Origin of the sequence: Bradyrhizobium sp. 1200_D9_N1_1 (assembly GCF_052075915.1) — a bacterium.
GTDB classification, from domain to species: Bacteria; Pseudomonadota; Alphaproteobacteria; order Rhizobiales; family Xanthobacteraceae; genus Bradyrhizobium; species Bradyrhizobium diazoefficiens.
In genome coordinates this window covers 5,881,194-5,907,932 of sequence record NZ_CP197226.1, presented here as the reverse complement: position 1 = coordinate 5,907,932, position 26,739 = coordinate 5,881,194, and the positions used below count along the sequence as shown (strand labels likewise).

The window sequence follows — 26,739 nt, the reverse complement described above, 5'->3', positions numbered from 1 at the left end:
CGCAGAGGTTGCTGCCGCAGAAGTTCGATTGAGTGCTGTCTTGCGGGCTGTTCGGGCGGGTCTATGCCGGCGATGAATTCAAATCGTCAGCAACGATCGAGCAACTTTCGAGCCACACCACCGCCACAGCGGTTTCGTCTCAGGGCGATGAGTTGCTTGTGAGGTGTGGAATGAAGGTTTGGCAGAACGGGGTGATTGCAGTAGTGATCTGCGGGATCACGGTTGCGGCCTCCATTGTCGTGGTGGGGTCGCCGACAGACGCGGTCGCTCAGGTGTCGCAGGGCATCGTCGTCGAAGGTAACCGCCGCGTGGAAGCGGAGACCGTTCGTTCCTATTTCAGGAGCGGTCCGGACGGGCGGCTCGACCAGGCGGCCATCGACGACGGCCTGAAGGCGCTGATCGGCACGCGGCTGTTCCAGGACGTCAAGATCAGGCGCGCCGGCGCGCAGGTCGTGGTCTCGGTGGTGGAGAACGCGGTCATCGGCCGCGTCGCTTTCGAAGGCAACAGGAAGATCAAGGACGAGCAGTTATCCGCGGAGGTGCAATCCAAGCCGCGCGGCGCCTTCTCGCGTGCGATCGTGCAGTCGGACACGCTGCGCATCGCCGAGATCTATCGACGCTCCGGCCGTTACGACGTGCACGTGACGCCCGAAATCGTCGAGCAGCCGAACAACCGCGTCGATCTCGTTTTTACGATCGCGGAGGGCGCCAAGACCGGCGTCAAGTCGATCGATTTCATCGGCAATGTCGGCTATTCGGCGGCACGGCTGCGCGACGTCATCAAGACGCATGAGGGCAATCTGCTGAGCTTCTTGGGCAACAACGACGTCTACGATCCGGACCGGATTGAGGCCGACCGCGATCTGATCCGTCGCTTCTATTTGAAGAACGGCTTCGCCGATGCGCAGGTCGTTGCCGCGCTTACCGAGTATGATCCCGGGCGCAAGGGTTTTCTCGTGACCTTCAAGATCGAGGAAGGCCAGCAATATCGCGTCGGATCCGTCGATTTTCGCTCGACCGTGCCGGGTTTCGATCCGGCCGCGTTGCGCAGCTATTCGCGGGTCAATGCGGGTTCACTCTACAATGTCGAACTGGTCGAGAAGTCGGTCGAGGATATGCAGATCGAGGCGTCGCGCAGAGGCTTTGCCTTTGCCGTCGTGCGTCCGACCGGCGACCGCAACTTCGAGGCCCAAACAGTGTCCGTTGTCTTCTCCATCGACGAAGGGCCGCGCACCTACATCGAGCGGATCAACGTTCGCGGCAACACCCGCACGCGCGACTATGTCATCCGCCGCGAATTCGACCTCTCCGAGGGCGATGCCTACAACCGCGCGCTGGTCGACCGTGCTGAACGGCGGCTGAAAAACCTCGACTTCTTCAAGTCGGTCAAGATCACCACGGAGCCGGGCTCTTCCAGCGACCGCGTGATCCTGATCGTCGATCTCGAGGAGAAGTCAACCGGCGATTTCTCGATCTCGGGCGGTTACTCGACCTCCGACGGCGCGCTGGCGGAGGTCAGCATCTCCGAACGTAACCTTTTCGGGCGCGGGCTCTACGGAAAGGCGTCGGTGACCTACGGCCAATATTCCCGGGGCGTGACGCTCTCCTTCGTCGAGCCCTATTTGCTCGAGCAAAGGATCGCGCTTGGGCTCGACTTGTCCTATCGCCAGCAAAAGGCGAACAGCTACACCAGTTACGGCGTGACCACGCTGGGGCTCTCGCCGCGCGTTGGCCTCGCCTTGCGCGAGGATACGTCGCTGCAGTTGCGCTACTCGCTCTACCAGCAGCGCATCGAGCTTTCGAGCGCCTACAACAACTGCAACAACAATGCGTCGAATGCCTCGCTGGCCTACAATCCGACGCCCGCCTACATCAAGAACGTGCTTGGCGGCGTTGATCCCGTCTATTCCAGCGACTCCTCGTATTACGGCTACGGCTGCTATGGCGACGGCGAGTCGTCGTTGCCCGTGCGCAAGGAGTTGTCGGACGGCGCGTCCTGGACATCGGCCGTCGGCTACACGCTGACTTACAATACGCTCGACAACAACAAGAACCCGACGGACGGACTGCTGATCGACTGGCGGCAGGATTTTGCTGGAGTCGGCGGCAATGTCAGCTACCTCAAGACCGCCGTTGACGGAAAATACTACGCGCCGCTGGTGGCTGAGATCGTCGGGCTCCTGCATCTGCAGGGCGGGGTGCTCAACAAAGTCGGCGACAAGGATCTCCGCATGCTGGATCACTTCCAGATGGGTCCGAACCTCGTCCGCGGCTTCGCGTCCAATGGCATCGGCCCGCGCGACATCTCCTACGCCAGTTTCGGTGCGACCGGCGATGCGCTCGGCGGAACGAAATACTGGGGTGCATCGGCCGAACTGCAAATGCCGTTCTGGTTCCTGCCGAAGGAGGTGGGGCTGAAGGGCGCGGTCTATGCCGATGCGGGCTCGCTTTGGGATTATCAGGGGCCGACGTCCTGGAGCGCCACGGGCGAGGTCAATTCGGCGGCGTGTCCCACCTGCGGGCTGCAATACGACGACAGCAAGGTCATCAGAAGCTCCGTCGGCGTCGGGTTGATCTGGCAATCGCCCTTCGGTCCGCTGCGCTTCGACTACGCCATCCCGCTGACCAAGGGAAAATACGACACCGTCCAGCAGTTCAGATTCGGGGGAGGGACGTCGTTCTAAGCTGCAACATCGTCGCGTTCGGCCGGGCTTCGGCTGGGCAAATGTTTCTGTACTTGCGAAAGCATTGCGCGATGTTTCCCGAGAGGTGTGGACGCTTGAGAGCACGAAGGCTTGTGGCAATCTGCGGCGGAAGTCGCGAGGAGTGACGACATGCGTAGACTGACCTTGGCATTGATGATCGCGTTCTGCGCGGCGAGCGGCGTTTCGGCCCAACCGTTCCCGCCGCCGCCTCCGCCGCCTGGCCCGCCCGGCTTCGGATCGCCGCCGCCTCCACCGCCGCCAAGGCCCATGCGCCTGCGTTGCGTGGCATTTCCTCCCGGTCCTCCGGGACCACCTCCGATCGTTTGCCGCGCTCCTCCGGCGCCTCCCGGTGCGCCGTGCGCATGCCGCGGCCCGCTCGGCCCGATACCGGGCGTGGTCAGGTAGACTTGCTGCTGCGCCGTCTCTCCCTGCTTGGCCAAAGATTGCCGGTGGCCGGGGAGACAGGTACCGTATGCGCAAACGATGCCGGCCTCTCTGACGGTGTGCAGCTTGCCATCCTCAAAGCGCTGCTCCGAGGTCGTAGCACTCGAACGCGAAGCGCACGCCGTGCTCCTGGCCCAGCCGCTTCATGATGGTCTCGATGTTGACGAAGGAGTTCTCGAAATAGGAATTCTTGCCGCCGTCGAGGAACGGCCTCTCCCAGTTGAACTTGTAGCGCTGATTTCGCCATATTCGACGAGCTTGCAGACGATGAGCAGACGATGCTCATTGGCAAGCATGCGCATCAGGGCGGCCACCCCCTTTGCCTGCCTTTCGAGTTCGTTCGTATTCATTCGGCGCATAACGGTGTTTCATTAGCATTAGCGTGCCAGCGGTCAAATATCGGGGCGAAAATCCGGGTTTGGCCGGTCAATGAATGGCCCGCGATTGAATGGGCGCAGCATATGCATGCGATTTATACTCACATCGCTGAATGAGTATAACCGAAGCCATCGCTCTCCAGGATCTCTGACATACGCCATTCGGGTGACGTGTGCACGCCCGCTCCCGCGCACGCGACGTGTGCACTGATAATCCGAAGAGGCGATTTCCGCTTCCAATTCATGCAGATATCGTCCTAGAAGAGCCAATCTACGGAAGCCTCGTCAAACGAGAATTCTCAGTCGGTCCAATCACATAAAGGGCTGATCGGAGTTAAAATACCTCAATAAGATGAATAGCTTGGACCGCAAATTTGCCACCGCGCCGATGATGGATTGGAACGAGAGTTCAAGTTTTACAATTGGTTAGACGCCGGCGTGTGCACGACGTGCACCGGGAGATCTAGAAAAATCTTACGACAGCATATGAGCGCAGACGTCTTAAGGCGCTGGAAACCGCTGCGCAATGGGTGGGCGCAGGGAGGCAGTTTATCAATGAAGCGCGGAGTTCGTTGACCCTCCCGCGCAACCGCAGGACGGATCATCGTCGATCTCTACGCGGCCCGCATTTCGGCGAGGCACATCAGGTGTGGGCAGGGTGCGGAAGTTCGGCGTCCCCTAGGCCAGGATGAAGTTCGAATCGTGCAGCGTTCCGACGTAGTTGGTCAAGTGGATCTCGACATCGTTTGCATCCAACACGCCGTCGCCATTGACGTCGATCTGAAGGGTTGCATTCCCGCTTGCATTGTCGACGCGCGCCTCGGATTGCGGAGCTTGCGCCGTTCCGTCGAACGTCCCGGTGCCGACGAAGTGAACCGCTCCGGTGAATCCATTCGGCCCGGTCATGTTCTTGAACGTGAACGTGTCGCTGGTTGCATCGAAATTGACGATGGTATCGCCATTGCCGGTCTGCGAGTCGCCGACGGCGTTGAAGTTGAAGTTCACGGCCGAGGACCCGACGGTGATCATGTCGGCGCCGGCCCCGCCGGTTATCGTCGTGGCGGTCGCGCCGGTGCTGATGGTGATGAAGTCGTTGCCGGCGCTGCCGTTGACGGTCTCGGTATTGACGACCGTGACGCCGCCAGCGGTCGATTGGAAGTTGATGGTGTCGTTGCCGGCGCCCATGTCGAACACCGTTCCGAACGACTGTTGCGTCACGGTCAGCGTGTCGTCGGAAGCGCTTCCGTTCAGCTGCGCCATATTGAACAAGCTGTCGAGCGAGTTGACGCCGGCGGCGAGGTTCAGCGTGTTGTTGCCCTGTGCGAGGTTAACCGAGACGCCGGTGACGTCGTTCAGCAATGTCAGTGTGTCGTCGGACGGCGCGCCCGAGAAGTCGTTGCTGCTGATGGATTCGACGTTGCTGACCGCAACGGAGTTGGTGCCGCTGGCCAGTATGAGCGTGTCGTTACCGCCGCCGAGATCGATGGCGATGCCCGACACATCGTTGTTGAGCTGCACGAAGTCGTCCAGCGCGTTGCCGTTGATGTGCTGGATGTTCAACACGGTCAGCGATAGGCCGCCAGAGCTGAAGTTCAGAGTATTGTCACCCGCACCGAGATCGATGATCGAATTGTTGTTCGGCCCGAAGACGCCGTCAGTCACCGTCAGCACGTCATCGGATGACGTTCCGTTGATGTGCTGGACATTGAAGATGTCGACCAGCGAGTTGGCGCCTGCGGCGAGATTCAGCGTGTTGTTGCCGTTGCCCAGGTTAACCGAAACGCCGGTGACGTCGTTCAGCAGCGTCAGCGTATCGTCCGAGCTACCGGAGAAATCGCTGCCGTTCACGTTTTCTACGTTGTGGACGGTGAGTGAGTTGAGGCCGTTGGCGAGACTGACAAAGTCGTTGCCCGCGCCGCCATCGATCGACAATCCGTTGGCGTTGTTGGTCAGGCTGATGAAGTCGTCGCCGCTGCTGCCGAGGACGTTTTCGACGTTGGTCAAGGTGAGTGAGGCGCCACCGGTCGCCAGGATCACGGTGTCGTTGCCAGCGCCGAGATCGATCGGATGCCCGAAGCTGCTGCCTCCAACCATAAGGTAGTCGTCGCCTGCCGTTCCGTGGAGGGCGTTGCCGTTGGCTCCGAGGCCCATGCTCGAGATGTCGATCGGGTTGGCTGCTGTCCCCGAGGCGAGCAGGGTGGTGACGTCGCTAAACTGGAGAACCTCGACATTGGTGAGAACGTCGGTGCCGTCCCGGGCGGAATTGGAATCCGCGACCTGGATCTGGCCGCCTGCGAGGGTCGTGATGGTGTAGGCCGAGGAGGGACCGGTATAGATGGCCATGTCGGTTCCGGCACCACCATCGATCGTGTCGGCGCCGGCCTGGCCGGTGATCTGGTCGTTGCCGCCGCCGGCATTGATCGTGTCGCTACCGCCGCCGCCGAAGAACAACTCATTGCCGCCGCCGCCGATCAGGGTGTCGTTGAAGTTCGATCCCTGGACGGAATTGACGCCGCCGGTGATGGTGTCGGTACCGACATTGGCGAGATCGCCGCCGGCCGTGCCATGTGCGGTCCCGAGCGACAGGTCGACCGTCACGGCGGCCGCCGCCTGCGCATAGGCGATGCGTGTGTTACCGTTGCCGGTGATGGTGTCGTTACCGCCGAGGCCCTCGAACAGGTTGAAGGTGCCGCTATTGAAGGTGCCACTATCGGTGAATCCGGTCGCGTCGTAGGTGTCGGCCAATTGGCTTCCGGTCGCGCTGTTGACGCCGGAGAAGGTATCGGTTCCGACGGAGGCATCTCCCGTCGCAGTGCCGGCGGCGAGGTGGATCGTCACCCCGGCAGCAGCGCTGCTGTAGATCACCCGGGTGTTGCCGTTACCCACGATGGTGTCGTTACCGCCGAGACCTTCGAACTGGTTGAACGTGCCGTTGTTGCCGATATTGAGGGCTCCGGCGGTGCCGAATGTGCTGGCGTCGTATGAATCGTTGAAATTGGTGCCCTGGATCGCTTCGATCGAACGCAGCGTGTCGTTACCGATGGACGCATCGCCCGTGGCTGTTCCCGCGCCCATATTGACGGTCACCGGACCAGTCGAGAAGTAGATGTTGTTGTAGCTCGCGAGGTCGAAGCCGCCGCGGCCATCGATGTAGTCGTTGCCGGCGAGACCGGTGAAGGTTTCGGTACCGGTGGCGTTGTTGCTGCCGAGCAGGGTGTCGTCGAACATCGAAGCCTGGATGGCGTTGACACCGGAGAAGGTGTCGCTGCCGGTCGAGGCGTCACCCGAGTCGGTTCCGGCCGCGATGTCGACCGTCACTCCGCCGGTGGCGTTGACGAAGGCAAGGCGCGTGTTGCCGTTGCCCGTGATGCTGTCGTTGCCGCCCATGCCGTTGAATTCGTTGAAAGTACCGTTGGAGCCGGGATTGACACCGGATCCCGAGAAGCCGACGGCATTGTACGTGTCGACGAAATTGGTGCCGCGGATGGATTCGATGGAAACGAGCGTATCTGTCCCGATCGTGGAGTCTCCGGTCACGGTTCCGGCTGCCATGTTGGCCGTGATACCGGACGCCGTTGCCGGGTCGAGCGCATAGTCGGCGCGGTCGAAACCACCGCGCCCATTGAGCGTGTCGTTGCCGCCGCGGCCGTCGAATATCTCGACCGTGCCGCTGGCGTTGTTGCTGCCGAGGAGGGTGTCGGCGAAGGCGGAGCCGATCACGGCAGCAAAGCCCGATCCGACGAGGGTATCGGTGCCGACATTCGCCGTATCGCCTGCGGCGGTGCCGTGGGCGGTTCCGGCCGCGAGGTCGACCGTCACGGCTGCGGCTGCGCTGACATAGGAGAGGCGCGTCATCGGCGCCCCCTGGCTGTTGGCATCGCTGATAATGGTGTCGTTGCCGCCGCGGCCTTCGATCTCGTTGAGGCCGAGCGGATTTCCCGCAATACCGCTGTCGCCGAGGAACCCGGACGTATTGATCGTGTCAGCGAAGTCGCTGCCGACGATGGCCTCGATGTTGACGAGCGTGTCCGAGCCTGATCCGCCGGTCACCGTACCCGCGGCAAGGTTGACGGTGATGGCGCTGGTGGCGTCGGTATAGATCGCGCGATCGAAGCCCTGGCCGCCGTCCAGCGTATCGTTGCCGCCGAGCCCCTGTAGCTTGTCGTTGCCGCCAAGGCCCTGGATGGTGTCGTCGCCGGCCGTGCCAACCAGATTATTGTTGCTGGCATCTCCGACGACGAGTGCGCCCGTCGTGACGCTGATCGTGATGGTTTTGTCGAAGGTGAGCCCTCCGGAATCGGTGTCGCGCACGACCACCTGCTGTGGGCCAGCGGACAGTGCGCCCGCAACCACCAGACTGTTGCCGCTGACCGCAAACTGGCCCCCGGCATTGTCGAGCAGCGAGAACGTTGCACTATCGCCCACATCCGGGTCGACCGCCGAGAGTGTGCCGACAACCGTGCCGTTGGCCGTTCCCTGCGGCACGGTGGCGTTGGACAGTGAAATGGCGGTCGGCGCCTCGTTGACGTTGGTCGTCGCGATGGTGAACGTCGTGTCGTGGGACAATCCGCCGGAATCGGTGGCACGGATCGTGACCTGGTGGGAGGCCGCCTGCTCGAAGTCGAGCACGGCGGTGGTGACCAGATTGCCGTTCGAGATCGCGAACAGGCCGCCGGCATTGTCCGTGAGCGTGAAGGTGGCGCTGTCGCCCGCATCCGGATCGATCGCCGACAGGGCGCCGACGACGGCGCCGGCCGCGCTGTTCTCCGCAACCGAGGCGTTGGACAGCAGCACGGCGGTCGGCGCCTCGTTGACGTTGCCAGTGGCGATGGTGAAGGTCTTGTCGAAGGACAGCCCACCGGCATCGGTGGCGCGGACGGTGACCAGGTGCGAGGCTGCCTGTTCGTAGTCGAGCGGGGCAGTGGTGACGATATTGCCGTTGGCGATGGCGAACAGGCCGCCGGCATCATTCGGCAGGGTGAAGGTGGCAGAATCGTTCGCATCCGGATCGATTGCCGCGAGGCTACCGACGATGGTGCCGGCGGGCGAATTCTCCAGAACGGACGCGTTCGTCAGGGTGACGTCGGTCGGAGCCTCGTTCACATTGGTGACGCCGATCTGAAGCGTCTTGCTGAAGGTGGCACCCGCGGTATCGGCGACCTGCACGACGACCTGATAGGAGGCCGCCTGCTCGAAGTCGAGCGGTGCCGTGGTCACGAGGTTGCCGTTCGAGATCGCGAACAGGCCGCCTGCGCTGTTCGTCAGCGTGAAGGCGGCGCCGTCGCCGGCGTCCGGGTCGGTGTCCGACAGCGTGCCGACGACGGTGCCGGCGGGGCTGTTCTCCGCAACGGTCGCGTTGGAAATCGCGATGTCGGTCGGTGCGTGGTTCGGCGCGATCACGGCGAAGTTGGCATCGCTTAGCGAGCCGGTGAGGCCGTTCATGACGACCACGATGTCGCTGCCGTCGATCGTGCCGTTGCCGTCGACGTCGATCTGGAGCTGGGTCTGGCCGCCGACATTGGCGAGGATCGCCTCGGTATGCGGTGTCGCGGGCGAGCCGTCGAGCACGCCCGATGCCATGAAGTGCACCGAGCCTGCGAGACCTGCGACGCCGTCCAGCAGGAACTGGTCGTGCGCGGCATCGAAATTGTTGATCGTGTCCTCGCCGGTCATCGTGGAGGAATCGGATGCATCGGTGTAGCGGATAATGTCGGTCGCGGCGCTCGCCGTGATGACGTCGCTGCCAACGCCGCCGGTCACGGTCGTGGTGCCTGACGCGTTGGCGATGGTGATGAAGTCGGTCTGGCTGCTGCCGTTGACGTGTTCGACATTGGCGACGGTGACACCACCGGTGAAGCCGGTCAGATTCAGCGTGTCGTTGCCGGCACCGAGGTCGATGGTGTCGCCGCCGGCGTCGTTCAGCATGGTCAGGACGTCGTCCGACGCCGTGCCGTAGATGTGCTGGACGTTGAAGGCGGTGATCGAATTGGTCCCGGCCGCAAGGTTCAGGGTGTTGTTGCCCTCTTGCAGATTGACGGTCAGGTTGCTGACATCATTCAGCAGCGTCAGCGTGTCGTCGGACGCGGCGGAGCCTGTGCCGCCGATATAGTCGCCGGTGCCAACGTTCTGGAGGCCGGTCAGCGCGAGGCTGTTGCTTCCAGCCGCGATTTGCAGGTCCGAATTGCCGCCGCCGAAGTCGATGGCGAGGCCGCTCTGGTCGTTGGTCAGGCTGTAGAAGGCATTGGCCGACGTGACGACCATATGCTCGACATTGTGGAGCGCGAAGCCTCCAAATTGCGAGCTGACCGTCAGCGTGTCGTTGCCGGCGCCGAGATCGATCGATACATCGTTGTTCGGCGAGTATAGGCCGTTGGCGATCGACAAGGAATCGTCGGAAGCCGTACCGTTGATGGTATCGACGCTGAAGATGTTGACGAAGGCGTTGGCGCCGGCGGCGAGGTTCAGCGTGTTGATGCCGTTGGCGAGGTTGACCGACAGTCCAGTTACATTGTTGAGCAGGCTCAGCGTGTCGTTGGAGAGGCTGCCGGTCGCGAAGTCGCTCCCGTTCAGGTTCTCGATATTGCTCGCGCTGACGGAGTTCGAGCCGTTGGCCAGATTGACGGTGTCGTTGCCGCCACCCATGTCGATGGTCAGGCCGTTGACGTTGGAGGCGAAGCCGACGAAATCGTCGCCGGCGGTACCGACGAGATACTCGACATTGGCGAGGTTGAGGTTGTAGCCGCCGGTGACGCCGAGGATCACGGTGTCGTTCGCGCCGGCGCCGAGGTCGATGAGGTGGCCCGACAGGCCCTGGTTGATCTTGACGTAATCGTCGGCCGATCCGGTCGCCGACGTGAACGGATTGGTGGCCGCGTTGAAGTACAGCCTGGTGTCGGAGAGGTCGACGGGGTTCGCGGCGCTGCCCGACGTGATCAGGACGGTGCCGTTGGTGAATTGCAACGCTTCGACGTTGGTCAGCGTATCCGTGCCGTCGCGTCCGGCGACGTTGTCGGTCACCGTGGCGTGGCCGGCGCCGTCGGTCGAAATCGAATACTGAGTCTTGGTTCCGGAATAGATGGCGATGTCGCCGCCGGCACCGCCGTTGATCTGGTCGTTGCCGCCGTTGCCGACGAACATGTCGCTGCCGGCGCTGCCGATCAGGGTGTCGGCGAAGGCCGAGCCGGTTACGCTGAAGACGCCGGTGAAGCTGTCAGTCCCGATCGCCGCCAGATCGCCCGCCGCGGTCCCGTGAGCCGTGCCGAGCGACAGGTCCACCGTGACCGCCGCCGTGGCATTGGCGTAGATCACGCGGGTATTGCCGTTGCCGGTGATGATGTCGTTGCCGCCCAGGCCCTCGAACTGGTTGAATGTGCCGTTGTTGCCGACGTTGAACGCGCCGGCCGCTCCGTACCCGGTCGCGTTGTAGGTATCGGCGTTCACCGTGCCCTGGATGCCCTCGATCGAGCGCAGCGTATCGGTGCCGATCGAGGAATCGCCGACGACGATGCCGGCCGCCATGTTGACGGCGATGCTGCCGGTCGACAGGTAGATGTTGTTGTAGCTGGCGATGTCGAAGCCGCCGCGGCCGTCGATATAGTCGTTACCGGCATTGCCGGTGAAGGTCTCGGTCACGGCCGTATTGTTGCTGCCGTAGATCGTGTCGTCGAACATCGATCCCTGCACAGCGTTCACGCCGCTGAAGGTGTCGGTGCCGACCGAGGCGTCTCCGGTGGCGGTGCCCGTGCCCGGCGTCGCGCCGGTTTGCAGGTCCACGCTCACGCCGGCGGTCGCATTGTTGAAGCTGATGCGGGTGTTGCCGTTGCCGATGATGGTGTCGTTGCCGCCACCACCGGTGAATTCGTTGAACGTCCCGTTCGATCCGGCATTGATGCTGGTCCCGGAGAACCCGGTAGCGTCATAGGTGTCGGCGAAATTGGTACCCCGGACCGCTTCGATCGAGATCAGGGTGTCGGTCCCGACGGAGGCGTCGCCCGTGACGGTGCCGGCGGCCAGGTGGACCGTGATGCCCGATGTCGTGGTCGGATCCTGGTTGTAGTCGGCGCGGTCGAAGCCGCCGCGGCCGTCGAACGTGTCGTTACCGGCGAAGCCCGAGAACACTTCGACGGTGCCGAAGCCGTTATTGCTGCCGCGCAAGATGTCGTCGTGGCTCGAGCCCCAGACCGACTGGATGCCTCCGTGGAACGTGTCGTGCCCGACGGACGCGTCGCCGTCGGCGGTGCCGGCGGCGAGGTCGACGGTCACGCCGGCGGTGGCGCTCACATAGGAGACCCGCGTCAGGAAGGCGCCCTCGGCGTTGACGGTGCCGGTGATGCTATCGTCGCCGCCGCCGCCCTCGAATTCGTTGTAGCCGATCGGGGAGCCCGGGATGCCGGAGACCCCGGTGAATCCGGTCGCATCATAGGTGTCGGCGAAGGCACTGCCGACGATGCCTTCGATGTTGACGAGCGTGTCGCTGTCGACGCCCGCGCCCGACGCGGTGCCGGCGGCCATGTTGATGGTGACGCCGCCGGTCGCATCGGTGTAGAGCGCGCGATCGAAACCAGCGCCGCCATCGATATGATCGTTACCGGCATTGCCGGCGATCCGGTCGTTGCCGGCTCCGCCGAACAGCAGATCGGCGCCGTCGCCGCCCGAGATCTGGTCGTTGCCTTCGCGTCCGTCGATGGTGTCGATGGCTGCCGTTCCGGTCAGGACGTCATTGCCCGACGTGCCGAGGACGGGGCCGGCTGGACTGGCGACCACCGCCTGGCTCACCTGGGTCGACAGATTGTCGACATAGGTCTGGGTCACCGCGGAGGTTTGGTTGGGGTCGGCGAAGTTGGTGATGGCCGCGAGCGAGGCTGTTGCGTCGCCCTGGGCGACCTGGGCCGCCTGGGCGATGGTGGTGACGTCCTGGGCGCCCTGGATGCTGGCGTTGGCGGCCTGGACTACGCTGGTCACGGTCGTCAGGGCGTCGGAGCTGACGCCCGCGCTGGTCGCGATCGACTGGACCGATGCGCTCGAGGTCAGGATGGTTTCGCCGGGATTGAGCGTTACGCTGCCGGGGTTGGCGATGGCGTCCGCGATCGCAGCGACCACATCCGTCGACGAAACGCCGACGGCGGACATCTGCGCAATCGTGCTCTGCACCTGGACGCCGGCCGACAGCACGGCGGTCGCTGCCGTGTCGCCGGAGACGGCGGCGGGGACCGGATCGAAGGTCGTGATGTCGATATGGGTCGGGTCGATCCCGAAGGCGGTTGCGACCTGGTTGGTCGCATCGGCCGTCGAGACTCCGGTCGCGGCGATGGTCGTGATCAGGGTGGTCAGCGGCGTGACGACCGTAGATCCCTCCGGAGCCTTGAGCGTGCCCGAGAAGGCGAGCCCGGTGGAAATGTCGGTCCCGCCGGACATGATGAGGGTGCCGTGGGGGTTGTGCAGGGTGAAGCTGCCATCGGCATTGGTGACGGCCGAAGCCTCACCCGTGTCGTAGGTGCCGTTGCCATTGGCGTCTGCGAACACGAACGCGCCGGCGACGTAGCCGTCGACCGCGCGGGCGCTGGAGTCGCTCTGACTTGCCGAGACGTTGACCGTCATCAGGCCCGAGGCGAAGGCCTGTTGGCCGTTTTCGATCGATGCGACCGAGACGTTGAGCACCAACGTGTCCTGGTGCGCGTCGGCTCCGGGGATCAGTGCAAGCGTCGCCAGCGTGGCGGCGTCGGAGGGCACCTCCCAGTGGCCGTCGCCGTCGAAGAAGGTGCCGTGGTTGAGCGTATAGCCGGACGGAATGCCGGTGATGACGATCGGCGCCAGCGTGCCGCTATCGTCGACCAGATGGGCCGCAATGGAGAGCGAAATCGGGGCGTCGTCGGCGCCCGAGGCGGTTGCGATTTGCAGGGCAGGGGCGTCCTGGGTTCCGTGGATCGTGAACGCAACAGGCTTTTGCGTGCCGTCGACGGAGGAGACGGTGAAGGTCTCGATCCGGACCTCGTCCGCCGCGAGGCCCTGCACCGCAGCGTTATTGACGCTGTAGGTGTAATGGCCGTCGGCGGTGATGGTGAGCTGGCCGAGATTGCCCGCAGCCGATACCACATTGGTGGCGAAGGCGGACTGATCGTGATCCGCATCGCTCACCGTCAACTGGCCCGACACCGACAGGGTCGGCGTCGTTGCGTCTTCGGTGACGTCGTGCGCCTGCGGATCGCCGATGGTGGCCGCATCGTTGGTGCCGTGAACGCTGAACGAAATCACCTTGGCGGTGCCGTCGGACGAATGAACGGTGAAATTGTCGATATGGGTATCGCCAGCCGCGAGCGACTGGGTCGCGGAATTCGCAACCGCGTAGGTGTAGGTGCCGTCGGCCGCCAGTGTCAGGGTGCCGAGATTGCCGGCGCCCGTGATGGTGCCGGGCTGGAACGAGGACTGGTTCTGGTCCGGATCGACCACCGTCAACTGGCCTGACGCGACGAGGTTGCCGGAGGGCTGAACGCCGCTGTCTTCCGTGACGTCGTGGGTTTGCGGATCGCCGATGGCGGCGGCGTCGTTGGCGCCATGGATCGTGAAGGAGACGACCTTTGACGTGCCGTCGACCGATTTGACGGTGAAGGTGTCGACCTTGCTGTCAGCGGCGCCGAGATATTGCACGGCGCTGTCGGCAACCGCGTAGGTGTAGGTGCCGTCGGCCGCCAGCGTCAGGGTGCCGAGATTACCGGCGCCCGTGATGGTGCCGGGCTGGAACCAGGACTGGTTCTGGTCCGGATCGACCACCGTCAACTGGCCTGACGCGACGAGGTTGCCGAAGGGCTGAACGCCGCTGTCTTCCGTGACGTCGTGGGTTTGCGGATCGCCGATGGCGGCGGCGTCGTTGGCACCATGGATCGTGAAGGAGACGACCTTCGACGTGCCGTCGACCGATTTGACGGTGAAGGTGTCGACCTTGCTGTCAGCGGCGCCGAGATATTGCACGGCGCTGTCGAGGACCGAGTAGGTGTAGCTGCCGTTGCTCTGTAGCGACAGCGTGCCGATATTGCCGGCTCCCGGGGCAACGGTGGTCTGGAACGCGGCCTGGCCGGCGTCGGGATCGCTGATCGAAATGGTGCCGGATGCCGTCAGCGTGCTGCCGCCGACGTCCTCGGTCACGCTGGCGTTGGTGGGATCGCCGATCGTTGCCGGCGTGTTCGCCGGGGTCCCGCCGTGAATGGTGAACGAGACCTGCTTGGTGGTGCCGTCGAGCGAGGTGACCGTGAAGACATCGACCTTCGAAGCGCCGGTGCCGAGCTGGGCCGCCACGCTTTCCGCAACGGAATAGGTGTAGCTGCCGTCGGCCGCGAGCGTCAGATGCCCGGAATTTCCCGCCGCCGAAACCACCGTGGTTTTGAACGCTCCTTCGCCTTGATCGGCGTCCGAGATCGAGATCGAGCCGGTCGCGGTCAAGCTGGACTTGGTCGGATCGGAATAGACATCGTGCACGCTGGGAGTGCCAATGACTGCGGCATCGTTGATGCCGTGGATGGTGAAGGACACCTGCTTCTGGGTGCCGTCGTAGGCGGTCACCGTGAAGGTCTCGGTCTTGGTCTGCCCGGCGCCGAGATACTGCACCTTGGAATCGTCAACCGAATAGGTGTAGGCGCCGTTGGTCGCGATCGAGAGTGCGCCAAGCGTGCCCGCCGCGGCCGTCACGGTGGTCTTGAAGGTGGACTGGTTCTGGTCGGCGTCGGAGATCGAAATGGTGCCGGAGGCGGTCAGCGTGGTGGGATTAGCATCTTCGGTCACGTCATGCACGGTCGGCGTGCCGATGATGGCGGCGTCGTTGGCCCCGTGGATAGTGAACGACACCTGCTTGGTGGTGCCGTCGAGTGCCGTCAGGGTAAAGGTATCGACCTTGGTATCGCCGGCGCCGAGATACTGCACCGCGCTGTCGAGCACGGCGTAGATGTAGGCGCCGTCGCTGCCGATGATCAGCACGCCGAGATTGCCGCTGCCGGCCAGCAGCGCCGGCTGGAATGCGGCCTCGCCCTGGTCGGCGTCGGTGATCGAGACGGTGCCGACCGCGTAGAGGATCGGGTTGGTGGCGTCCTCGGTCACATCGTGCACGGTCGGCGTGCCGATGATCGCGGCGTCGTTGACGCCATGGATGGTGAAGGACACCTGTTTGGTGGTGCCGTCGAGCGAGGTGACCGTGAAGGTATCGACCTTGGTCTGTCCCGCGCCGAGATATTGCACGGCGCTGTCGGCGACGGAGTAAGTATAGGTGCCATTGGCTGCAAGGACGAAGTTGCCGAGCGTACCAGCGGCCGACGTCACCGTCGTCTTGAAGGCGGCCTGACCCTGGTCGGCATCCGAGATCGAGATCGACCCTGAAACCGACAGGGTAGGCTGGCTGGCATCCTCGACCACGTCGTGCTGGGTCGGCGTTCCGATCACGGCTGCGTCGTTGGTGCCGTGGATGTTGAAGGTGATCTGCTTGGTGGTGCCGTCGAGCGCGGTGACCGTGAAGACATCGGTCTTGACCTGGCCGGCTCCGAGATATTGCACGGCGCTGTCGGCGACCGAATAGCTGTAGCTGCCGTTGCTCTGCAGGACCAGATTGCCGAGGTTGCCTGACGCCGAGATTACGGCGGTCTTGAACGCGGCCTCGCCCTGATCGGCATCCGAAATCGAGAGCGTGCCGGTCGCCTTGAGGGTGGGGCTGGTGGCATCTTCCACCACGTCGACGACGGTCGGCGTGCCGATGATGGCGGTGTCATTGACGCCGTAGATGGTGAAGGCCACCTGCTTCTGGGTGCCGTCGAGCGAGGTGACCGTGAAGCTATCGACCTTGGTGTCGCCGGCGCCGAGATACTGCACCTTGCTGTCTGCTACCGAGTAGACGTAGGAGCCGTTGGCAGCGATGGTGAGGGTGCCGAGATCGCCTGAAGCGGCGATGACCGTCGTCTTGAAAGCCGCCTGCCCGGCATTGGCATCCGAAATCGAAATCGATCCCGCCGCAACCAGCGTCTGCAGATTGGTGTCTTCGGTGACGGTCGAATTCGTCGGCGTACCGATGATCGCGGCTGAATTTGACATGGCTGTGCCCCTCCCCAAAATTTATTGGTTAGCTGTCCAAACCCGGTTGGCTTTGTCAGTGTCGGCGCTCAAATGTTGCGTCGGTTGGATGGAAGTAAAAGCGTTTGGCGATCTGCAAAATTTTGGAGAATGTTTCTGAGAATGCGAAGTGCGTCAAGCTGGAAACAGAAAATAGGGAAAACTACGTACTGAAACTTAACAGGAGCGCACTGCACCATCGAACAAACAGCCCTCGGTTGCATCACGCGAGCATGGCGTACGCCCTTGTATGACCGCAGAAACTTCGATGCGGACGTATGTCATATCAACTCAAAAGAGAATTCGCATCGCGAAACATCCTCAGTTGGCGCCTGTTCTACGACGTGCCCGATTGCACACAAAGGAAATTTCAATGCGAAGACGGATCGCCAGTTGGCTGCTCAGATGCGATTGACACTTCGCAAATGTTGCTGACCGTCCGGCGATGAAATCAAAGAAATGGAGGCTCTTATGGTCACCGCACAAGCCATCCACATAGCACCGGCCATTTCCGACATGACCCAAACGGGGCAATCTTAGCCCACTGCTTTTGCTCGCAGTGGCTGCGATGCTGCGCCTCGCTCTTCCTCAGCTGTGCCTTGCTGAGACCACCCTTGGTCTTCGCCGGCGGGCTCTTCGAATTTGCCGCGCAATGTCATGTGGCATCGGGCGTTGCTGACGTCGATGAATGCGCAGCCGGATGTTTTCGGCGCTCCTGGACATTTCACGGTGGGCTCATGGGGCAAGGGTGAAAGACGGTCTTCTGCATTGTCTTTGGTAGGACGAACCTTGCTATGATTGGCCCCAATAGGTCATAGATTGCTGGAGTTAGCTCAAACTCGCCCATGATGGATTGGAGCGAGAGTTTAGGGTTTTCAAACACTTAGAAGCCTGCGTGTGCACAACGTGTGCACGGGAAGATCAAGAAGAATCTCAGGAGGTGCAACAAAATCCATTCGTTTGTGAGCAAGACGAGCATATTGCCCTGCCAATTTGTTCAGCCTGAGCTACGGCTAAGCCGTGGACCTGGGTGACGGTTGTGCAGGGTGTCCCGTTTGTGGAGTAGCGCGATCCAGTCGCAGAGGTAGCTACGCGCGTCGGCGCTCGCGCAGCTTGCGGAAGTCGTCACCGGCGTGGTGTGAGGATCGCGTCAGTGGCGTGGCCGAGACCATGAGAAATCCCTTGGCATAGGCGGTCTTCTCATAGGCCTCGAATTCATCAGGGGGCACGAAGCGCATCACGGCATGGTGCTTGCGCGTCGGCTGGAGATACTGGCCGATGGTCAGGAAGTCGACGTCGGCGGAACGCAGATCGTCCATCAACTGCAGCACCTCGCTACGATCCTCGCCGAGGCCGACCATGATTCCCGATTTGGTGAAGATGCGCGGGTCGAGCTCCTTCGCGCGTTGCAGAAGTCGCACCGAATGGAAATAGCGGGCACCTGGGCGTACCGCGAGATATTTTGACGGCACCGTTTCCAGATTGTGATTGAGCACGTCTGGCCTTGCCGCAACGACCGTTTCGAGCGCGCCGTGCTTGCGCAGGAAATCAGGCGTGAGGATTTCGATTGACGTTGCCGGGCTCATTGCGCGGATCGCCGCAATTGTGGCTGCGAAATGGGCGGCGCCGCCGTCGGCGAGGTCGTCGCGATCGACCGATGTCACGACCACGTGCTCGAGCCCGAGCTTGGCCACGGCGTCGGCGACCTTGCCGGGCTCGTCGGCATCGAGCGGGCCGGGCAGGCCGGTGCGCACGTTGCAGAACGCGCAGGCGCGCGTGCAGGTGTCACCCATGATCATGAAGGTCGCGTGCTTCTTCGCCCAGCACTCGCCGATGTTGGGGCAGCTGGCTTCCTCGCAGACGGTCACGAGCTTGTTTTCGCGCACGATACGTTGCGTCTCAGTCCATTGGGCGGAGCCGGGGGCTTTCACGCGGATCCATGCGGGCCTGCTTTCCATCGGTGTGTCCGGGCGGTTGGCCTTTTCGGGATGGCGCGGCCTTTCGGTCCGCTGCGTCGTGCGCGGATCGTTGTTGAGGAGATCAAGTATCACTTTCATGCACCCATCCCTGTGATGTGCCAGAGCCAAACATGCCGGCGGCTTCGCTCAAACTGCATGATACGTCTCGACTTGCGCAAGCAATCGCGTGCCAACAATGGAGTCTCGCGCGCTTGGTCGCTGACATTCAGTTATCGCGATGACACGCGTCAACCTGATTTGTAATCGCGTTGTTCTCACTTGCGGATGCTCCAGTCCCCGCGGGCCGGGTGACGGCATCGCCTGGCATTCGGAACCTTCCGTCAGGTCGGTCCGATATTTCGGGCGGTCGCTCTGGCCGGTTTTCCGGAGCTTCAGACGGATCCGGCCTGAACGCCGTCGCGGGAGCAATCAGCAATCCGGTAAAACCAAGCAAATTGAACGACATCGCTGGGAATACCGTACTTTCCGTGGGCTGGCATGAATGCTGCTTAATGATCTGTCAAAAGAAGCGACAGCTCTAAAATAAACCGTGCGAGGGGACGTTCAGATGCCAGCCAACATTCAACTCACGACCTAAAGCGACCGGGATATCGACCGTTCGGCATTGCGCGCGTCCGCATGAACGCGGGCCGCAATGAACCTTGGCGCTCGACTTCGGCTTGGCATGCAATGGAGAAGGTAATGACGATCGCGGACGCTCACGATCAGGACCCGCAGGAAACCCGGGAATGGCTTGATGCCCTGTCGGCGGTCCGCGGGCACCGCGGCAATGAACGCGCCGAGTTCGTCGTCAATGCGATGCTCGATGCGGCGCGACACAGCGGCCTTCAGATCGAACAGTCGCTGACGACGCCTTATTGCAATACAATCCAGCCGGATCAGCAACCTGCGCTGCCGGGCGACCGCGCGATCGAGCACAAGCTTCGCTCCATCATCCGCTGGAATGCGCTGGCGATTATTCTGCGCGCCAACAAGGAAAGTTCGGAGCTCGGCGGCCACATCGCGAGCTTCCAGTCCGCTGCGACGCTCTACGACATCGGCTTCGGCCATTTCTGGCACGCGCCGACCGATGCCCATGGCGGCGATCTGATTTTCGTTCAGGGACATTGTTCGCCCGGCATCTACGCGCGCGCCTTTCTCGAGGGGCGGTTGAGCGAGGAGCAACTTCTCAGCTTCCGGCAGGAGACGAGCGGCAAGGGGTTGTCGAGTTATCCGCATCCTTGGCTGATGCCGGATTTCTGGCAGTTCCCGACGGTGTCGATGGGCCTGGGGCCGCTGATGGCGATCTATCAGGCGCGGTTCCTGAAATATCTCGAGAACCGCAAGCTGGCCGAGACGTCCAACCGGAAGGTCTGGGCGTTCATGGGCGACGGCGAAACCGACGAGCCGGAATCGCTCGGCGCCATCTCACTCGCCGGCCGCGAGAACCTCGACAATCTGATCTTCGTCATCAACTGCAACCTGCAGCGGCTCGACGGACCCGTTCGGGGCAACGGCAAGATCGTTCAGGAGCTCGAAAGCGTATTCCGCGGTGCGGGCTGGAACGTCATCAAGGTGCTATGGGGCTCCGGGTGGGACCGCCTGCTGGAAAAGGACAAGAGCGGGCGGCTGCTCAGGCTCATGGAAGAATGCGTCGACGGCGAATACCAGGACTTCAAAAGCAAGAGCGGCGCCTACATTCGCGAACACTTCTTCGGCAAGTACGAGGAAACGAAGCAACTCGTATCTGATATGAGCGACGACGAGATCTGGCAGCTCGCGCGCGGCGGCCATGATCCCGAGAAGGTCTTCGCCGCCTACACCGCCGCCGTAAACCACAAGGGCCAGCCAACGGTCATTCTGCCGAAAACCGTCAAGGGGTACGGCATGGGCGAATCCGGCGAAGGCCAGATGATCGCCCATCAGGCGAAGAAGATGACGCAGGACGCGCTGCGTGGCTTTCGTGATCGCTTCCAGGTGCCGGTCGCCGACGCGGACCTTGCCAAGGTGCCTTTCCTCCGGCTGCCGGAAGATAGTCCGGAAATGAAGTATTTCCGGGCGCAGCGTGAAAAGCTCGGCGGCTACCTGCCGCAACGCCGGCGGAAATCCGCGTCCTTGCAAATTCCACCGCTCTCGACGTTCCAGCGCTTGCTCGAAAATACCGGCGACCGCGAGATCTCGACGACGATGGCCTTCGTGCAGTTGCTCGGCACCCTTGTGCGCGACAAGGTGATCGGCAAGCACATCGTGCCGATCGTGCCGGACGAATCTCGCACCTTTGGCATGGAGGGCATGTTCCGGCAACTCGGCATCTATTCGTCAGTCGGCCAGCTCTACAGGCCGCAGGATGCCGACCAGCTGATGTACTACCGCGAAGACAAGAGCGGGCAGGTATTCCAGGAGGGCATCAACGAAGGCGGTGCGATGTCGAGTTGGATTGTCGCGGCAACGTCTTACTCGACGAACAACGTGCCGATGATCCCGTTCTACATCTACTACTCGATGTTTGGCCTGCAGCGTGTCGGCGATCTCGCCTGGCTTGCAGGCGACATGCGCGCACGCGGCTTCCTACTCGGCGGCACGGCCGGCCGAACTACGCTAAACGGCGAAGGCTTGCAGCACGAGGACGGCCACAGCCACGTGCTCGCGGCCACGATCCCGAACTGCATCTCCTACGATCCGACCTTCGCCTATGAAGTCGTGACCATCGTGCGCGAAGGCATGCGCCGCATGTATGAGGCGCAGGAGGACGTCTACTACTACCTCACTCTGATGAACGAGAACTATCCGCATCCAGCGCTGGCCGATGCAGGCGAAGGGGCGGAGGAGGGGATTCTCAAGGGACTCTATCTCCTGAAAAACGGAGGCGAGACCGCGAAGAAGGGCCTCCGCGTCCAGCTAGTCGGGTCGGGCACGATCCTGCGCGAGGTGATCGCGGCCGCCCATCTGCTCAAGGCAGACTTCGGCGTGGCCGCGGACGTCTGGAGCGCAACCAGCTTCAACGAGCTGCGTCGCGATGGCATGGCGGCGGAGCGCTGGAACCTGCTGCATCCGACCGAGCCACGTCGCGAGAGCTGGGTTGAATCGCAGCTCAAGGGACATCCGGGGCCGGTCGTGGCGTCCACCGATTATATGCGCAACTACCCCGACCAGATCCGGGAATATGTACAGGCGGCGGGGCACCGCTACGTCGTGCTCGGCACCGACGGGTTCGGCCGTAGCGACTATCGCGTGAAGCTGCGCAAATTCTTCGAGGTCGACCGGCACTACGTCGCGGTCGCCGCCCTCAAGGCGCTCGCCGATGAGGGAGCGATCAAGCCCGCGGTCGTGGCCGAGGCCATCGCCAAATATCAAATCGATGCCGGGCGCGCCGCGCCGTGGACCGTGTGAGGCTGGGAGCCGAGGGCAGAGCAATGAGTGGGCTGATCGACATCAAGGTTCCCGATATCGGCGACTTCAAGGACGTCCCGGTGATCGAGGTCTTCGTCAAGCCGGGCGACAAGGTAAAGGCCGAGGACCCGCTGGTCGCGCTCGAGTCCGACAAGGCGACCATGGAAGTGCCGTCACCGCGCGATGGCGTGGTGAAGTCCGTGGTCGTCAAGGTTGGCGACAAGGTAAGCGAAGGTGCGGTGATCGTGCAATTCGAGGGCGCGGGCGCCGAGCAGGCCGAAACGCGCCCGGTCGTCAGTGCGCCGCCGTCGCCGGTCAGCGCGCCGGCCGGTGTGGCCGAGGTACGCGTCCCCGACATTGGTGACTTCAAGGACGTGCCGGTCATCGAAATCTTCGTGAAGCCCGGCGATAGCGTCAAGGCGGAGGATCCGCTGATTGCGCTCGAATCGGACAAGGCAACGATGGAAGTGCCGGCTCCGCTCTCGGGTACGGTGCGCGAGATCAAGGTGAAGACGGGTGACAAGGTCAGCGAGGGCGCGATTATCCTCGTGCTCGCGACCGGTGACGCATCCGCTGCGGCGAACGCTGCCGCGCCCGCACTGGCACCCGCATCACAGGCGACAGCCGCGGCATTGGCGGTGCAAGCCGCCGGGGTCGACGAACAAGCCTTCGCGCTGGCCTATGCCGGTCCGGCGGTGCGCAAGTTGGCGCGCGAGATGGGCGTCGATCTCGGCAAGATCAAGGGCTCGGGCAATCACGGCCGGATTGTGCGTGAGGACGTCGAGGCCTCTGCCAAGGGTGGTGCGCCCGCCGCCAAGCCGCAGGCTGCGGCGGCGAGCGGAGGCGGTGTCGGCAGCATCGATCTTCTGCCCTGGCCCAAGATCGATTTCGCGAAGTTCGGGCCGGTCGAGCGCAAGGAGCTCGGCCGCATCAAGAAGATCTCGGCAGCCAATCTGCATCGCAACTGGGTCGTCATTCCGCACGTCACAACTCATGACGAGGCCGACATCACCGAACTCGAGCAGTTCCGGGTCAAGATGAACAAGGAGCTGGAGAAGAGCGGCGTCAAGCTCTCGCTGCTGCCGTTCATGGTGAAAGCGGCCGTTGCGGCGTTGAAAAAGTTTCCGGAGTTCAACGCCAGCCTCGACGGCGACACCCTGGTCTACAAGAATTACTGGCACATCGGCTTTGCAGCGGACACGCCGAACGGACTGATGGTGCCTGTCATCCGCGATGCCGACAAGAAGTCGTTGCCGGAGATCGCCAACGAGATGAACGCGCTCGCCAAGCTTGCGCGCGAGGGCAAGATCAAGCCGGACCAGATGCAAGGGGGCACTTTCTCGATCTCGTCGCTCGGCGGCATCGGCCGCATCTACTTCACGCCGATCATCAACGCGCCGGAAGTCGCGATCATGGGCGTATGCAAGGGATACTGGAAGCAGCATTCGCCTGACGGCAAGACTTGGGCCTCGCGCCTTACCTTGCCGTTATCGCTGTCCTGGGATCACCGGGTCATCGACGGCGCGGCCGCCGCCCGCTTCAACGTCTACTTCGCCAGCGTGCTCGCCGATTTGCGGCGGGTGCTGTTCTGAGTTCGGGGGAGAGCAGCATGGCTCAGCAGATCGAAGTGAAGGTTCCTGACATCGGCGACTTCAAGGACGTCGCGGTGATCGAGGTCATGGTGAAGCCCGGCGAGACCGTGGCGGTCGACACCAGCCTCATCATGGTCGAGTCCGACAAGGCGTCGATGGAGATCCCGTCCTCGCATGCCGGAATCGTCAAGGAGGTCAAAGTCAGGGTTGGCGACAAGGTCAGTGAAGGCTCGATCATCCTCGTGCTGGAGACTGCGGGGGCCGCGGCCGCTCCGCCGCCTGCGCCGGCGTCAAAGCCTGCCGCTACGTCGTCCGCAGCTGCGCCTGTCCCGGCATCTCATTCCGGCAAGGCGGATATCGAATGCGAGATGCTGGTGCTCGGCGCCGGGCCCGGCGGCTATTCGGCCGCTTTCCGCGCCGCCGATCTCGGCATGAAGACCGTGCTGGTTGAGCGTTACGACACGCTCGGCGGCGTCTGTCTCAATGTCGGCTGCATTCCAAGCAAGGCGTTGCTGCATACGGCGTCCGTCGTCGATGAGGTCAAGCATCTCCCGGACCACGGAATCTCGTTTGGTGCGCCGCAGATCGACCTCGACAAGCTGCGCGGGTTCAAGGACGGCGTGATCAAGAAGCTGACCGGTGGTCTCGCCGGGATGGCCAAGGCCCGCAAGGTCGAGGTGGTGACCGGCGTCGGTGCCTTCCTCGATCCGCATCATCTTGAAGTGGTCACTGCGGGCGGCAAGAAGACGATCAAGTTCGCCAAGGCGATCATCGCTGCTGGCAGCCAGGCGGTGAAGCTGCCGTTCCTGCCCGAGGATCCGCGCATCGTCGACTCGACGGGCGCATTGCTGCTGAAGTCGATCCCGAAGCGCATGCTGGTGATCGGCGGCGGCATCATCGGGCTCGAGATGGCGACGGTCTATTCGGCGCTTGGCGCGCGCATCGACGTGGTCGAAATGCTCGACGGCCTGATGCAGGGCGCCGACCGTGACCTGGTCAAGGTCTGGGAGAAGATGAACGCGAAGCGTTTCGACAAGGCGATGCTGAAGACCAAAACCGTCGGCGCGAAGGCGACCGAGGCCGGAATCGAGGTCAGCTTCGAGGGCGAGCAGGCGCCGTCCGGGTCGCAGGTCTATGACCTCGTTCTGGTAGCCGTCGGCCGAAGCCCGAACGGCAAGAAGATCGGCGCCGAGAAGGCTGGTGTCGCGGTGACCGATCGCGGCTTCATTGACGTCGACAAGCAAATGCGTACCAACGTGGCGCACATCTTTGCGATCGGCGACATCGTGGGCCAGCCGATGCTGGCGCACAAGGCCGTGCATGAAGGCCATGTGGCTGCCGAAGTCGCCCATGGCGAAAAATCCTATTTCGACGCGCGACAGATCCCGTCGGTCGCCTATACCGATCCCGAAGTCGCCTGGGCCGGCAAGACCGAGGACGAGTGCAAGGCCGAGGGCATTAAGTTTGGCAAATCGGTCTTCCCGTGGGCGGCGTCCGGCCGCGCCATCGCCAATGGCCGCGACGAGGGTTTCACAAAGCTGTTGTTCGACACGGCGACGCATCGCGTCATCGGCGGCGGGATCGTCGGCACGCATGCGGGCGATCTGATCAGCGAGGTCTGCCTTGCGATCGAAATGGGGTGTGAGCCGGCCGATATCGGCAAGACCATTCATCCGCATCCGACGCTCGGCGAGTCCATCGGAATGGCAGCGGAGGTCTTTGAGGGCCACTGCACCGATCTGCCGCCGCAGAAGAAGAAATAGCGCGGCCTGCTAACGCAGGCACAGCGAGATCAGGGAGAAAACACAGTGTCCGCAACAATCACTGCGACCTCTGCAACGGCGACTGCGACGCAGAAGAAGCCGTTCTATCGGATCCTCTATGTTCAGGTTCTCGCGGCGATCGTGCTCGGCGTCATCGTCGGCTGGCTTTGGCCGGATATCGGCAAGAACGACTGGATCAAGGCGATGGGCGACGGGTTCGTCAAGCTCATCAAGATGGCCATTGCGCCGATCATCTTCTGTACGGTCGTCTCCGGCATTGCGCACATTTCCGAAGTGAAAAAGGTCGGCCGCGTCGCGGTCAAGGCGCTCGTCTACTTCGAGGTCGTTTCGACCTTTGCCCTGGCGTTGGGCTTGGTCGTCGCCAACGTGCTGCGTCCGGGAGCGGGTTTCCAGGGGCAGTCGAATGCTGCGGCCGTCGCCGGTTATGCGAAACAGGCGAGCGAGATGAAGTCGGTGGACTTCGTCCTCCACATCATCCCGGACACGGTGGTCGGGGCCTTCGCGCAAGGTGAGATCCTGCAGGTCCTGCTGTTCGCCATCCTGTTCGGCTTTGCGCTGATGGGGCTCGGCGAGCGGGCTCATACCGTCCGCTCGTTCGTGGACGATGTCGCCCACGCGATGTTCGGCGTCATCTCGATCGTGGTCAAGGTCGCGCCCATCGGTGCCTTTGGTGCGATGGCCTATACGATCGGTCGCTATGGCCCCCAGGCGCTCGGCAATCTCGCCGGCCTGATCGCGACTTTCTATCTCACTGCGTTTCTGTTCGTGGTCGTTGGTCTCGGGATCATCGCCCGTATCGCCGGCTTCTCGATCTTCAAGTTCCTTAAATACATCAAGGATGAGCTGCTGATCGTGCTCGGCACGTCGTCCTCGGAGAGCGCTCTTCCGCAGATGATGGAGAAGCTGGAGATTCTCGGTTGTTCGAAGTCCGTCGTCGGACTGGTCGTGCCGACCGGCTACTCGTTCAATCTTGACGGAACCAACATCTACATGACGCTGGCGACGCTTTTCATCGCCCAAGCGATGAACGTCGATCTCTCGTTCGGTGAGCAGATGACGATCCTCGTCGTTGCGATGCTGACGTCGAAGGGCGCTTCCGGCATCACGGGCGCGGGCTTCATCACGCTTGCCGGTACGCTCGCCGCGGTCAGGCCCGAGTTGCTTCCCGGCATGGCGATCGTGCTCGGCATCGACAAGTTCATGAGCGAGTGCCGGGCCCTGACGAACCTGTGCGGCAATGGCGTTGCCTGCGTCGTCGTCGCCTGGTGGGAGGGTGAGCTCGACCGCGAGAAGCTGCGCGTCGCACTCGATCGCAACGTCGATCCGACCGACCTCGAGGTCGCCGTAACGACGGGCTAAGGGCACGATGGTGCCAACCGATCACCGCCCGGACATCACGGGCTATC

8 protein-coding genes are annotated in these 26,739 nt (G+C 62.7%); 6 read left to right on the top strand and 2 right to left on the bottom strand.

The features are described 5' to 3' along the window. Positions 1-170 precede the first annotated feature (170 nt). Entirely contained in the window at positions 171-2,684 is a 2,514-nt protein-coding gene (bamA, locus tag AB5K84_RS28595; RefSeq protein WP_038966217.1) for an outer membrane protein assembly factor BamA, read from the top strand. A gap of 743 nt (positions 2,685-3,427) precedes the next feature. Continuing rightward, a complete protein-coding gene (locus AB5K84_RS28590; RefSeq protein ID WP_161535439.1) occupies positions 3,428-3,643 on the top strand; it encodes a hypothetical protein in 216 nt (71 codons plus the stop codon). A gap of 561 nt (positions 3,644-4,204) precedes the next feature. On the opposite strand, the gene AB5K84_RS28585 is transcribed toward AB5K84_RS28590, so the two are convergent. Further along, on the bottom strand, positions 4,205-16,591 hold the full coding sequence (locus AB5K84_RS28585; RefSeq protein WP_011086495.1) for a beta strand repeat-containing protein: 12,387 nt from the start codon (positions 16,589-16,591) through the stop codon (positions 4,205-4,207). A gap of 1,106 nt (positions 16,592-17,697) precedes the next feature. Next, complete coding sequence (gene lipA / locus AB5K84_RS28580; protein ID WP_011086498.1) at positions 17,698-18,666, bottom strand: lipoyl synthase; 969 nt, start codon at positions 18,664-18,666, stop codon at positions 17,698-17,700. A gap of 603 nt (positions 18,667-19,269) precedes the next feature. Between lipA and aceE the strand changes: the two genes are divergently transcribed. Genes aceE through AB5K84_RS28560 form a run of 4 tightly spaced genes read left to right on the top strand, consistent with a single transcriptional unit; the run spans position 19,270 to position 26,692 of the window. Continuing rightward, positions 19,270-21,957 (top strand): pyruvate dehydrogenase (acetyl-transferring), homodimeric type, encoded by a 2,688-nt coding sequence (aceE, locus tag AB5K84_RS28575; protein ID WP_085966832.1) that lies wholly within the window; start codon positions 19,270-19,272, stop codon positions 21,955-21,957. 23 nt (positions 21,958-21,980) lie between these two features. Beyond that, positions 21,981-23,549, top strand: coding sequence for a dihydrolipoyllysine-residue acetyltransferase (locus AB5K84_RS28570; RefSeq protein ID WP_441232699.1), 1,569 nt, complete (start codon positions 21,981-21,983; stop codon positions 23,547-23,549). Positions 23,550-23,566: 17 nt separating this feature from the next. Next, positions 23,567-25,312, top strand: a complete 1,746-nt coding sequence (lpdA, locus tag AB5K84_RS28565; protein ID WP_011086503.1) for a dihydrolipoyl dehydrogenase — start codon at positions 23,567-23,569, stop codon at positions 25,310-25,312. Between the two features lie 45 nt (positions 25,313-25,357). Continuing rightward, positions 25,358-26,692 (top strand): dicarboxylate/amino acid:cation symporter, encoded by a 1,335-nt coding sequence (locus AB5K84_RS28560; RefSeq protein ID WP_011086504.1) that lies wholly within the window; start codon positions 25,358-25,360, stop codon positions 26,690-26,692. Positions 26,693-26,739 lie beyond the last annotated feature (47 nt).

Coding starts and splice junctions, on each gene's coding strand:
- lpdA (WP_011086503.1), top strand. CDS start 23,567: ATGGCTCAGCAGATCGAAGTGAAGGTTCCTGACATCGGCGACTTCAAG.
- lipA (WP_011086498.1), bottom strand. CDS start 18,666: ATGAAAGTGATACTTGATCTCCTCAACAACGATCCGCGCACGACGCAG.
- AB5K84_RS28590 (WP_161535439.1), top strand. CDS start 3,428: ATGCTCATTGGCAAGCATGCGCATCAGGGCGGCCACCCCCTTTGCCTG.
- AB5K84_RS28570 (WP_441232699.1), top strand. CDS start 21,981: ATGAGTGGGCTGATCGACATCAAGGTTCCCGATATCGGCGACTTCAAG.
- bamA (WP_038966217.1), top strand. CDS start 171: ATGAAGGTTTGGCAGAACGGGGTGATTGCAGTAGTGATCTGCGGGATC.
- AB5K84_RS28585 (WP_011086495.1), bottom strand. CDS start 16,591: ATGTCAAATTCAGCCGCGATCATCGGTACGCCGACGAATTCGACCGTC.
- aceE (WP_085966832.1), top strand. CDS start 19,270: ATGACGATCGCGGACGCTCACGATCAGGACCCGCAGGAAACCCGGGAA.